The sequence below is a fragment of the Legionella navarrensis genome (assembly GCF_052527415.1).
The window spans coordinates 86,624-99,465 of record NZ_JBNVZR010000008.1; the positions used below are offsets into that span (position 1 = coordinate 86,624).

A 12,842-nucleotide genomic window follows, 5' to 3' on the forward strand; every position below is an offset into this window, starting at 1 on the left:
TATCATCCTTTTATCCGAGTCATTATGAGAATTCAGTTTCTAGGTGCTGTGCAAACCGTCACAGGTTCGAAATACCTCATACAGGCCAATAAACTGAATATCCTGGTCGATTGTGGTCTTTTTCAGGGATACAAAGAGTTGCGATTGCGAAACTGGGCCAGTCTGCCAATCGACCCTGGTAAAATTGATTACATACTATTGACCCATGCCCATATCGATCACAGTGGTTATATTCCCTTACTGGTAAAAAATGGTTTTCGTGGAAAAATCCTGTGTACAGCTGCCACCAGGGATTTGTGCAGCATTTTATTGCCTGACAGTGGTCATCTGCATGAAGAGGATGCCCGTTACGCCAATAGAAAGGGTTATTCTAAACATCATCCGGCCTTACCACTCTATACCCGGCAGGATGCGGAAGAGTCCCTGCGTTTTTTTCAGGTCGTTCCCTTTGAAGAGCGTATCCCCATTGCTGACAGTCTGTCTGCCACGTTTTACTACGGTGGTCATATTCTTGGTGCATCCTTTATTCGTCTGGAGCAGGGGGATACATCCATATTATTTTCAGGGGATCTGGGGCGACCCAGTGATCCCCTGATGTTTGCCCCAAAAGAACCCCCATCGTCTGACTATCTGGTCATTGAGTCTACCTATGGTAATCGCATACACGATAATACGGATCCTCTGATTCAAATGAAGGCCATCATTAACCGCACAGTAAAGCGTGGTGGCTCCGTTATCATTCCTTCCTTTGCGGTGGGGCGAACGCAGTCATTACTTTATTATCTGCATGAGTTAAAGATAAAAAAAGAAATTCCCGATATCCCTGTGTTTGTTGACAGCCCAATGGCGACTAATGCTACACAAATCTTTGCCCGTTATGCTGAACAAAATCGATTGACACCGGAACAAAATAAAGCGGTATGCGAAACAGCCCATTATATTAATTCAGTTGATGAATCCATGGCTCTGGATCACCAGAAATTTCCTGCCATTATTATTTCAGCAAGCGGCATGGCGACTGGAGGCCGCGTCATTCACCATATCCGTCATTTTGCTCCCAACCCCGCTAATACGATCTTATTCAGTGGTTTTCAGGTCGGTGGCACCCGTGGCGACAGAATGCTTCGCGGTGAGCGGGAAATAAAGATGTTTGGGCAAATGATTCCCGTGCGTTCGGAAGTGGCTCAGATGGAAACGATTTCAGCACATGTCGATTCTATTGAAATGCTTGACTGGCTGGCGCATCTGAAAAAAGCGCCCCGCAAAGTGTTTATCACGCATGGTGAAGCAGAGGCCGCACAGGCACTCAAAACCAAAATAGAACAGCGCTTTCACTGGACATGTGAAATACCTGCGTATTTAGACTCTGCAAAATTATGCCCGGATACGGAATGAAAAGTGAACGACTGATAAATTTTTTACAGTCCCGATGGCAATCGTTTATTGCCTTTCTTTCACTTATCGCTATTGGTATCCATCTTATTTTAAGCGCCTTGCATACAACCCACGCTAATGCTCCTTTGTTGTTTTTAATTGTCATCGGTGGCATCCCCCTGTTTTTACAGATTTTCCTGAAGCTGTTGAGAGGAAACTTTGGCGCAGACTCTCTTGCTGCCATTGCGCTGGTGACAGGGGTTGTCCTGCAACAGTATTTAGCGGCGTCCTTGATTATTCTCATGTTGGCCAGTGGGCAGACACTGGAGCGTTATGCGCGACATAAAGCGTCTTCTGTTTTACTGGCTTTGGTAAAACGAATGCCGACGGTTGCTCATCGAAAGACTGGGCGTGACATTGAAGATATTCCTCTCACTGACATTCTTATTGATGATGAAATTGTTATTTATCCTCACGAAACCTGTCCTGTTGATGGCACCGTGATTGAGGGGAATGGCTCCATGGATGAGTCGTATCTTACCGGGGAGCCTTATCGAATATCCAAGGCACCCGGTGCCTCTGTTTTGTCGGGAGCTATCAATGGCGAGTCAGTACTTACTATTCGGGCAACCCGGCTGCCAGTGGATTCAAGGTATGCGATTATTGTACAGGTACTGGAAGAAGCGGAGCAAAAACGCCCATCGATTCGTCGTCTGGGCGATCAGGTTGGCGCTGTTTTTGCGCCTCTGGCACTGCTGTTTGCCGCGGCCACCTGGTATTTTACAAATGATGCCATCCGTTTTCTATCGGTGCTGGTTATCGCAACACCGTGCCCTTTATTAATCGCCATTCCCATTACGATTATCAGTGCTATTTCGCGGGCTGCAAAACAGGCCATCATTATAAAAGATCCGGTTGTACTGGAACAATTACCCACCTGTAAAACCGCTGTTTTTGATAAAACAGGTACCCTGACCTATGGACAGCCGACCCTGACCGACGTGTTTGCGGCCCCAAATCATACGCAGGATCAGATACTGCAATATGTTGGCAGTCTTGAGCGCTACTCAAAGCATCCTCTGGCCAGCGCCGTCATTAAGGCAACGCAGGAGCGGCATATTGATTTACTGGAATCGACGGACGTATCAGAAAAGCCAGGGCAGGGCCTGACTGGCATTATTAATCAGCGGACAGTAGCCGTTACAAGTCGAAAAAAGCTGTTAGAGAAGGCGCCAGAATGTCAGCCCTTACTCCCAGCTGTTTCTCCGGGCCTGGAATGCATTATTTTATTAGACGGGCAATATGCGGCCACGCTGCATTTTCATGATGCGCCACGGGCAGAAAGCAAATCATTTATCGGTCATCTGATTCCGGCACATCAGTTTGAAAAAATCATGCTGGTTTCAGGAGACAGGGAATCAGAAGTTAATTACCTCGCCCAGCTGGTTCCGTTTACCGAGGTATACGCATCACAAAGCCCCGAGCAAAAGCTGGCCATTGTACGCAATGAAAGAAAAAAAGCTCCGACGGTGTTTATGGGGGATGGTATCAATGATGCTCCGGCCTTAACGGCTGCGACGGTTGGTATTGCCTTTGGGCAACACAGCAGTGTGACGGCGGAAGCCGCAGGCGCGGTTATTATGGAAAATACATTAAGCAAAGTGGATGAGCTGCTTCATTTGAGCATCAGTACCCGAACCATTGCGGCACAGAGCGCGCTGGGAGGCATGGTGTTGAGTCTTATTGGAATGGGGTTTGCGGCAGCAGGTTACATAGGCCCGGTTATGGGAGCCATTTTGCAGGAAGTGATTGATATTCTTGCCATTCTTAATGCCTTACGCCTGGCTTTTGGCACTAAAATTAAAATTGATTTACCCAATGACCACGGAACAGCCTGAGGATGCATGATTGGCCATGAACGCAGATAATCAAAACAGGATAGCCATTTGCCGGGTCTATACGCCACCAGCAGTGAAAGAGGGGACGTGGATTCTGGTCGATAGGCTATGGCCTCGAGGCATTAAAAAAGATGCTCTGGCTTTTGATCTGTGGCTGAAAGAGATCACCCCGAGTACAGCCTTAAGACAATGGTTTCACGAGGATATTGACCGGCACTGGCACGAGTTTATTGAGCGCTATATTGCAGAATTAAGCCATAAAGGCGACCTGATAGAGCGCATTCTGGACATGGCCGAGCAGGCTCCTGTTACTTTGTTTTACGCATCAAAAGACCCCAGGCACAACCACGCTCTCATTCTGAACGCTGTTCTGTGCTCCTGGCCCAGTCTTCCTGATAAAGCCTTACTTCTCCGGCGGTTTGATGTTCAATAACGTGGATAGATCAGGCTTGTTATGCAGCACATCCGCCAGCGTATAACGCTCTAAAACCCTCATAAAAGCAGCCTGAGCTTCATGTAGCACCCCTTTTAACCGACATACAGGCGCAATGCAGCAGTTAGCCTTTTCCTTATTAAAGCAGGGTACCAAATCAAAATGAGGCTCCAGCTGAACAATCAGCTGCCCCAGATTAATGGTTTCAGGCTGTGCCGCCATTAAAATTCCTCCGTTTTTTCCTCGAATGGTTTTTATCAGCCCAAGTCTGGCCAGATTATGAATGATTTTAACCAGGTGATTGTTCGATATGTCGTAGGCTGCAGTAATGTCCTTGATCGTGCAGGATCCCTTTTGCAGTGAGATATAAATCAGAGCCCGCAACGAATAGTCGGTAAATTGTGTCAGTTGCATTATGAATTCCTGATGGGTTATTGACGGTGATTATTTCTTTTTATAAGATGTATTGCAAATACATCTTTAAGGGGATCACTATGTCAGAGTCATTATTTAAGCGTTTGGGAGGGCAGGACGCCGTCAATACCGCGGTTGATGTGTTCTATCGCAAAATGCTGATGGATGAGCGGGTCAGTCATTTTTTTGATGATGTGGATATGGAGCAGCAAATACTGAAGCAAAAAGGATTTTTGACCATGGTGTTTGGCGGGCCTAATCAATACAGCGGGAAAAACATGCGCGAAGGGCATGCTCATCTGGTCAGACGCGGGTTAAATGATATGCACGTAGACATTGTTATTGAGCATCTTGGCGTAACGCTGGCTGAGCTGGGGGTTGCGGCAGAAGATATTGAGCGTGTCGCTGCCATTGCCGACAGTGTTCGAAACGATGTTCTGGGGCGCACATGAGTACCCTGGCATTTGAAAATCAGCTCTACACCCTGGAGCCTCAGGAAAGCGTGCTGCAGTGCCTGCTTCGTCATGAGGTTGATTATCCAAACTCCTGTCAGGCCGGTATTTGTCAATCCTGCCTGATTAAGGCCAGGGAAGGGGATGTTAATCCTTCGTGGCAGGAAGGGTTGCCCGAAACGCTGAAAGCACAGGGTTATTTCCTGGCCTGTCTGGCAAGGCCTGAGGACGCCATTCAACTGACGGCCCCTGACAGTGCTGAATGCGAGGTACGCGCGCAAATAATCAACGTGAAGCCGCTTAATTACAATGTGATGCAGCTGACACTTCATGCGGAGAATCTGGAGCATTGGGTTCCCGGTCAATACCTTAGTCTGATTAATCCAGAAGGCGTGATACGCAGTTATTCCATAGCCAACATTCCCCGGCTGGAAGGATTTATTGAGTTACACGTCAAGATTTATCCCGGCGGAAGCATGGGGCAATGGCTGGTGAACAAGGCCGCCAGACATACCAGCGTAACATTAAGAGGCCCCTTTGGTCGTTGCTTTTACCACAACCCGGAGCAATTGGCGTTTGACATGTTACTGGCGGGAACAGGAACAGGGCTTGCGCCACTCGTTGCAATTATTAAGAGTGCGCTGAGTCAGGGGCATCTGGGGAGCATTACCCTGGTTCATGGAGGCCTTTCAGATGAAGATATTTACTACGCAGAAGAGCTTAAAACGCTGGCGATGCTGTTTCCGTCTTTTGTATATGATCCCTGCGTACTGCAAAGCCCTGGGGGGTATCCGGAGGCCAGTATAGAAAAGCGGGCATTACGGCATTTAAACCACCCGAAAGACACCCGCGTTTATGTCTGCGGCCCCAAGGACACAACTGATAAACTGAAAAAGCATATTTTTCTTGCCGGTGTGCCTTCTCAGGCCATTTTAAGTGACGTATTTGTATAGGCTTTTTTTACAATCGATGTCAAATCAGAATCTCTTCCAGCAGGCGCCCTTCCAGAGCGGCTGCTATGATTTCGCTTTTACGGCTGACACCCAGCTTGTTTTTGATATTTTGTGAGTAGCCTTCAACCGTTGTCTGCTGCAAAGCCAGGGCGGCCGCGATCTCCTGAGCATTCATGCCCTTAACCATACCCGTAATAACCATAATTTCCTGACGACTCAAGGAAAATGATAGGTTGTTGAATGTGACTGCATAGCTTTTATTAATCAGCAGTGATTGAATAGAAGGAAGAGAGAGGTGGGTGATAACATCGACGGACAGATACAGCAGTTTGTTAACAGGTTGAAAAACACCTAAAATGGCACAATGCGTTTCTCTGTTTTTGGTAAAAACAGGATATAACGTACCTTTGACTTCCCGCTGATACGCTGGTGTTGCCAGGGGGTGAAGTATTTCATTAACCTGGAAGGATTTTGCCTCGTCAAACAGTTGCTCATCGTGACGGCGTATGGTTTTTAGCAGCTGCCGGTTGTTGGTCAGCTCTGCGTCTTTCCTGCCCAAAATGGTCTTGCCTGAAAGATGTCCCATTAACCGGGAAAAATTTTTGTTGGCATGACGATATAAACCGTTCTGATCCTTGATGGATATACAGACAGGCCCTTTTTCAAACACGCTCAGCAGATCCATCAGCGGCATATCGATACAATACTCGTCAGTTAAGGCCAAAAAATCAGCCTGTAACAGGGCAGAAGAAAGGCTCATATCGTCTCCTGAATATCGACAGGGGTAGAGTAAAAATTTTCTTTATTTGTCGCAATGCGATCACGGTGTATAATATTTGACATATTTGCCCGGTGAGTCCAAAAGAATTATGTATTCCATGTTTTACAGTAATGTTGTCGTTCGTCCTGACGACACAGGGTTTATCCTCAGCAACGGGGTCCGTATGACCTGGCAGGAGGCGAATGATCTGGTGGAGCGCTGGACGTATTATCTATTGAGCCTCGACATCAGACCTGGAGACCGCATCGCCCTGCTGGTCCAGAATGAAGATTTGCATGTGTTTTTTCATCTTGCGCTTGACAGGCTCAATGCTACCGTTGTTCCCCTTGACACAGCGATACCCGGCGAACAGTTGAAGCATTTACCCGACATAAAGCTGTTGTTTATGGATTATACGGGAATATGGCATGATTGTGTGAAAAATAATGTCATCCTGCTGCAGCAGGGGGCGCTTTCTCCACCGGACGTAACCGGCGCAGGTTGTTCGGCGCTTCCGGCCATCGTTCGAGATCCATTAATTCCCAGCTATATCGTTGCCTCTTCAGGCACCAGCGCCAGCAAAAAATGGATCCCGGTTTTGTCGGCAGGCTTATATGAATGGGCAAAAATAGAAAAAGACTGCTTTCCATTACGGGCACCTTATCGTGTTCTGTGCACCCGAAGCCCGGCTTACGACGCCAGAATTTCAGAGTATGTCAGAGCATTTGCCGGTGGAGGAACGCTGGTGATGCTTTCTCAGGAGCAACGCAGGGATTTAGAGGCTATTATTCGAGCCTGTGAACAACATCGCAGCACGTTCCTGATTCTTATCGCCTCTCAACTGACCATTCCGACGCTGGATCGCGTGATTGAACGTCTGGCCCGGGCCGGCCTGAAACACCTGCTGGTTACAGGCGATGCCTGCTCACTAAGGCTGAAACAAGTATGTGAAAAACACGATGTTTCACTATGGAACTGCTACGGCCCTACCGAAGCAACACTGGGCATGAGTATCTGTTTGATGAATAACCTCGATATCTGTGATGAAAATGGCCAGCAAATCGTCCCCATTGGCCTGCCCAACAGCGAGTTTATCCGCTTCCATCTTATTGACGAATGCCTGTATATCGAATCCCCGTTTCTCTCACCTGGTTATATAAATGACGATGAACGCAGCGCAAAAAACTTTCCCACCCTGATGATTAATGGCAGGGAAACGCGCGTATTCAATACTGAAAACCGCTTTTCCCTGAGTGCCGATGGTCGGTTCCTGATTTTCAAAGGACGAATAAACGCTGAGGCACATTGCAAGGTTGCCGGAGTAAAGGTTGAAGCGCATGCAATAGAAGAATGCTTTAAACAATACAATCTGGAAATGGGACGCGAGCTGTTTCAGGTTTGTGTGCTTATCAAAAACTGGCGTGGGCAGCTAAAGCCTGTTGCTTATCTGCTTGAGCAGGAACCCATCGACAAATGGCATTTTATTGATTGGCTGAGGCAACGGTTACGAGCGGAAGAAATCCCGGTCTGTATCAAAATTCCGTCCTTACCCGTATTGGTTCCGAGTGATAAAATAGACAGACAGGCGCTGATAAGGCGAGTAGACGCCGACAGTGAGCTGTTTTTTAATGAGGCGGCTTTCGACCATACCGGTGCCGACCCGATGATGCGGCGTTTACAGGCTATATGGGAACGCGTTCTCGGCGTTAAGCCTCTCAATAACAGGCAGGAGTTTATTTTTTCCGGGGGTGACTCCTTTTCACTGATGACGCTTTGCAACACCATTCAGCAGGAAATAAGTCCTGGTTTCAGTTATCGCAAACTACTGATGCTGCCGGCTGTCAACCTGCACAACATACATCAGGCCTTGTTTTCCGACGAAGATGGCCGCACTGCCTCGGCCTTGTATAAAGAGTTAACAGAAATAGAAGACGGACTCCCGAACTGTTTTTTCCTGCCGCCCTTATTAGGCGAGGGATACATTACCTATAAAAATATGGTCTTGATGTTTAAAAAAATGCACAAATACAATGTGTATGGTTTATCGGATCCGGCCATCTATGACGAGGCCTTACTTCCCAGAACCCTGCGCGAATCAGCCGAGCGTTATGTACAGACCATCCTGACGATTCAACCGGCAGGGCCCTTCCATTTGCTGGGCTTTTCCTACGGCGCCACGATTGCCAGAGACGTTGCCGAGGTGTTGCTGGATAACGGCCATACTATCAGAAGCCTGCAAATCCTCGACGGGCTGCCGCCGATGGTATACCAGCTTTTGCCGCGTCAGAAGCATGCCGAAATGCTGGGAGAGCTGTCCAGTTTTGTCATTAAAACCCTCAATGGCAAATACTATGGAGAACAGTTGAAACAGATTCGTTATCAAAGTATCGAGGAGAGCGCGCCTCAGGAGCAAATAAACCGGCTCTTCGACCATCTGCTGAGACGAGTCCGCAATCAACAGTCCAGACCGGTGTTGGCCCTGGCGCGCCAGCATTTACTGTTCGCACAAACGGCAGCCGCTCCCAGACGCCTGCCTGTCTGGGCTCAGCTGTACACGACGAATAAAAAAATGCCCTACCTCTCTGTGGTGTCGCGTATTCCAAATCTGCAGCGCTGGCCTTTACTGAGAATGATGTATTGCTGGAACCTTTATTTTGATAATTTGATTTATGCCTTTGGACGCGAGGCGGGAACGGGGCACGTTGAACTGTTACAGGCGACACAGAAAGCACAATTGGCGTTATATAATTACTGGAGCAGAGCCCATGATCCGTTAAAGCATTTTCCGGCACATGTCAGGGATTTCACCCCTTTTTATACCCTTGAAAAAATCCCGGACCAGCGAGGCTTACTTTGTCGGATTCTGGGTGTTACTCAGAAAACAGCCAGCAGCCTTTCGATTCCAGATGCCTGGCAAACACAACAATCAGAACAAAAACCTTTGTTTGAATACCTGATTCGTAACGCTCACGAAGAAGATATTCGCAGCTCAAGGCGCTATGCCGTAAGTTTTACCGCTCCTGCCGAACACGTTACCAGTCTTCATGGATTTTTTCAGGCAAAGGGATTGAAGAGCGCTTCAATACCGAAAAGGCATAAATCAGTCGTACCATCTATGGTCGAGCGGGGGAGGCAAAAAAAGCAAATGATCTCCATCACCTGTATCATTCGCTGGAATGAAAGGCCGCTCGCCGATCTGAGTTTTTCATGCCGGGCCAATCCCGACGAACTGCTGCCTGTTTTGCACAATCTGGGCCTGGAAAGTCAGCCGGTGACTCGATTGCCGGCCGGCATGTTTTTGCTGCATAAACTGTATTTCGACTTTCATAATCCTTCATCGATTTATGCCATGTCGGTCGCTGGCGAGTTGATGAATCAGCTGGTACTGCTGCTGGAGCCCCTGGTTTCGCCTGGACTAAAATACAATAATCTGCGCGCAGGGGTGAGTCAGGCAAAACGCGACATCCTGAATGACATGGTCGCGGATATACACAATGGCCGTTTGAGCTTTGATAGAGACGATCAGCTGGCGGTCATAGACAGCCTGACCCTGCATGCCAACCATCTTGATCAGCAGACAGTTGACAATACCGCGATAGAGCCAGGCAAACGACAGCTCATCATTGACTGGATTGAAGCGGCGTATACTCTTGCCAGACGTTGTTTACCGGAACTGGACTCATTAATCAGCAATCCCTGTCGAGATATTCTTTTTCAACAGGAATCAAGGCTGCTGTCCAGTATTGCCATGCTGATGCACTATCTGGGTAAATTCAGACGATATCAGGCAGGCTCCACACCAGAGGAGCGGCTGCCCTTGCTGACGCTGGCCCTTGATCTGGCCCGACACCTGACTTTGAGGGAGCAGGGCAGGCGCTTTCGCGATCCTCATTATTACCCGGAAAGAATCATTACTTTTATGAATCCAGTCTGGATAACGATTAGCCAGTTGGGGCGTCATGACGAAGCGCTGCAAATGATTTCAGCCCAGATGGAGGAGGCCTGTCGCTGTGGTTTCGACTTTCATATTATTCAGGCACACAACAACCTGGCTGAGTTCACTCGTTTAAAACCGGGCGAGAAAGATCCGGATTTTTGTCTGAAGCATGCCGAAGCAGCGATTGCGCGAGTGCTTGAGAATGAAAGCACTCCCGGGCGGGAGAGCTTTATCAGCCACAATATCTATTTCATTTCCCGCATGGAAGCCATTCTTGCCTTGCAGGCCAAAGCGGAAATAGAACCCGATCAAAGCCTGTCTCAAAGCTTTCTGGACGAAGCATTGCGCAGGGCAGAGGCCTTACAGGCCAATCCAGCCGGCGCTAAAGATTCCCAATTGCCGAAGCTGGACGAACTGGCTGAGCAATTGCAGGCCCAAATGTCGGCATCATCATGTTTTGCCAAAACCACCTGACCGGGTAAGCTGATTCGTTTTTTTTTATAGGGCTATGCTGCCTCTCTTTAAAAATTGGAGAGGTTTTATGAGCACAATCTATGAAGTATTACACCGGTTGGGATATTCTGACAAAAAAAAAGAGGGATTAGCGCAATCACTCTTAATGGAAGATGAAAAAGGCAGTAACAGCTTTGATAACCTGGTTGAACTGCTGCAAAAAGAGTCGCCAACAGCTCAGGAAAATCGTTGGCTTAGCATGCTGAAAGCGCACTCACCCCTTATTCCGCAGGAATGGCAAAGCCGGTGCGCAGGTAAGATATGGCAGTCGCCAGATGTCATTAACAGTGTATTGCACCGTGACGACGTTTTTCCCATGTCCGATAAAGATTTGTTTACGTGTCTGGTTGCTATCACTCAGCTGCAGTTTTTGGTGAAATCGCCGAAATTCAGTTATGTCACTGGAAGCACGAATTTTTACGAACTGGACGATCGCAGAGAGGTGCCACTTGCTGTTCAGCAGCTGGTCAAAAAACTGGGTTTTTGTGATCAACGTGATTATCTGGAAAGCGATGGTCCTGTCACAGAGATCTTTTTGCACGCCGCAACGGCACTCGCCTTAATACCAAGGATAAAAACGCTGGCCAGTATTGTTGCCGCGCAGACACAGCTCGTAACAATTTATTATTACAGCAATCCGCGCGGACTCAGCAAAACAGAAAAACCCACAGCAGAAATTCTGGCTGGCTGGTTTACAGAGGACAGCGAACTGAAGGGACGCATTACTCAATGCATTCAGGCAATATTTGACGATAAAAGCTTCAAGCCCGACTGGTTTTGTGATCTCAGACTTCTGCGTGCCAGAATTCTTGCCGAAGTGAATGAACAATGCGGATTGGCATTGACAGAGTTTCCCTGCGCCCCTGGCGGTGAAATATACTCAGTGGAATACGCCATTGCAGCGGAGATGGAGAAACGCGACCCTATGGACAACACATGGCCACATATTGGGCATTTGATACATCATTTATTGAAAGAGCAGATTGATAGTGATCGTATCCGACTGCAGATGGTATTGGTACCAGGAGCGATAGAAGGCGGTCGATACATTCCGGCAAAAACCTGGGAAATGCTGCATGCCTTTTTAAAGAACCACCGTCCATCACCCGATTCAAAAGCGCTCTTCTATATTTCAGAGAACTCTGTGGCACATGCCGCCGCAAGGCAGCATATCATGACCGGCCTGTTACAGGAAAAGCACGGCATAACGATTCCCTGCGTCACGTTCCATGATGCACTCAACAGCAGTCAATTTGAAACCGCTCGAATTTTGAGAGAAATTGCCGCTGAATTACATACCATCTGGGAACTCCTGCCGCAGGTAGAGCATAAACTGGCTCCGCATGCGGATGGATCCGAACCATCCTGCAGCTACGCTTCAAGCTCTTGCTGATCCGTACTCCCATCATCCGGCGCATTAACACCAATGCGCCGCTTAAGACAAATGTAACGGTGGGTCCTTGTATTCGCTTTGATTATCGGTAAAATGCCGCTGCAGGAAAAATATCGTATAACGGAACATCCTGTACGACAGTCCAACTATAAAAATCATGGAGAATATCAATGTTAAAAAAAATCGGCTCCTGCCTTATTGTTTCCTTAAGCTGCCTCAGTCTGACGGCTTGTGGAATCAACGCCTCTGTTGAGCCTATGACTTACACCTATAACACAACAGACAAGCCGGCCAATAAAAGTCTGATCAATCATATTAAGGTATCGGAAGTTCGTGGTGGTCATTGCGTAAATCCTCTTCTGGTACCGGAAATAAGCGATGAAAGCTTCAAGGCGGCGCTGGAAAAATCACTGCAGAGTGCGAGCCTGTTTACAGCAAAACCTGAGGCAAGATATACATTAAGCGCGAATATAGTTCGTTTCGAACGCCCGCTTATCGGTCTGGATTTCAAATCAACCCTTCTCATCCATTACAAACTAAACGATTCGTTAACGCATAATACGATATACAGTAAAACCATCAGTTCGTCACACACCGCAACAATGAACGACGCAGTTGTAGGTGTAACGCGGGTCAAGCTGGCAAATGAAGGGGCTGCGCGGGAAAATATTCGTTTGCTGATTAAGGATTTATATAAACTATAATCCGGCATGAT

Annotated in this window: 10 protein-coding genes; 8 read left to right on the plus strand and 2 right to left on the minus strand. The window is 47.8% G+C overall.

The window, feature by feature from the left end:
- The first annotated feature begins 24 nt into the window (after positions 1–24).
- From ACQUTA_RS06645 to ACQUTA_RS06655, 3 genes are read left to right on the plus strand one after another with little or no spacing between them, the layout of a single operon-like run.
- On the plus strand, positions 25–1,395 hold the full coding sequence (locus ACQUTA_RS06645) for an MBL fold metallo-hydrolase (protein ID WP_444987440.1): 1,371 nt from the start codon (positions 25–27) through the stop codon (positions 1,393–1,395).
- Positions 1,392–3,272 carry a heavy metal translocating P-type ATPase gene (locus ACQUTA_RS06650; protein WP_444987441.1) on the plus strand — a complete coding sequence of 627 codons (1,881 nt, stop codon included), beginning with the start codon at positions 1,392–1,394 and terminating at the stop codon, positions 3,270–3,272. The genes ACQUTA_RS06645 and ACQUTA_RS06650 overlap by 4 nt, the downstream gene beginning before the upstream one ends.
- 16 nt (positions 3,273–3,288) lie before the next feature.
- Positions 3,289–3,705: a DUF488 domain-containing protein gene (locus ACQUTA_RS06655; RefSeq protein WP_444987442.1), complete on the plus strand. Its 417-nt coding sequence runs from the start codon at positions 3,289–3,291 to the stop codon at positions 3,703–3,705.
- On the opposite strand, the gene ACQUTA_RS06660 is transcribed toward ACQUTA_RS06655, so the two are convergent.
- On the minus strand, positions 3,676–4,119 hold the full coding sequence (locus ACQUTA_RS06660) for an Rrf2 family transcriptional regulator (protein ID WP_444987443.1): 444 nt from the start codon (positions 4,117–4,119) through the stop codon (positions 3,676–3,678). The two genes, ACQUTA_RS06655 and ACQUTA_RS06660, sit on opposite strands and share 30 nt — an antisense overlap.
- An 80-nt stretch (positions 4,120–4,199) precedes the next feature.
- Between ACQUTA_RS06660 and ACQUTA_RS06665 the strand changes: the two genes are divergently transcribed.
- A complete protein-coding gene (locus ACQUTA_RS06665; protein ID WP_444987444.1) occupies positions 4,200–4,571 on the plus strand; it encodes a group I truncated hemoglobin in 372 nt (123 codons plus the stop codon).
- The gene (locus ACQUTA_RS06670; RefSeq protein WP_444987445.1) at positions 4,568–5,524 is read left to right on the plus strand and encodes an FAD-binding oxidoreductase; all 957 of its coding nucleotides are present in this window, start codon (positions 4,568–4,570) and stop codon (positions 5,522–5,524) included. The genes ACQUTA_RS06665 and ACQUTA_RS06670 overlap by 4 nt, the downstream gene beginning before the upstream one ends.
- Positions 5,525–5,543: 19 nt before the next feature.
- Here ACQUTA_RS06670 and ACQUTA_RS06675 read toward each other — a convergent pair whose 3' ends face one another.
- On the minus strand, positions 5,544–6,284 hold the full coding sequence (locus tag ACQUTA_RS06675) for a LuxR C-terminal-related transcriptional regulator (protein ID WP_444987446.1): 741 nt from the start codon (positions 6,282–6,284) through the stop codon (positions 5,544–5,546).
- Between the two features lie 118 nt (positions 6,285–6,402).
- Between ACQUTA_RS06675 and ACQUTA_RS06680 the strand changes: the two genes are divergently transcribed.
- From ACQUTA_RS06680 to ACQUTA_RS06690, 3 genes are all read left to right on the plus strand, one after another.
- Positions 6,403–10,695 (plus strand): AMP-binding protein, encoded by a 4,293-nt coding sequence (locus ACQUTA_RS06680; RefSeq protein WP_444987447.1) that lies wholly within the window; start codon positions 6,403–6,405, stop codon positions 10,693–10,695.
- A 67-nt stretch (positions 10,696–10,762) separates the two neighbouring features.
- Positions 10,763–12,127: a hypothetical protein gene (locus ACQUTA_RS06685; RefSeq protein ID WP_444987448.1), complete on the plus strand. Its 1,365-nt coding sequence runs from the start codon at positions 10,763–10,765 to the stop codon at positions 12,125–12,127.
- Between the two features lie 170 nt (positions 12,128–12,297).
- On the plus strand, positions 12,298–12,831 hold the full coding sequence (locus tag ACQUTA_RS06690) for a hypothetical protein (RefSeq protein ID WP_444987449.1): 534 nt from the start codon (positions 12,298–12,300) through the stop codon (positions 12,829–12,831).
- Positions 12,832–12,842 lie beyond the last annotated feature (11 nt).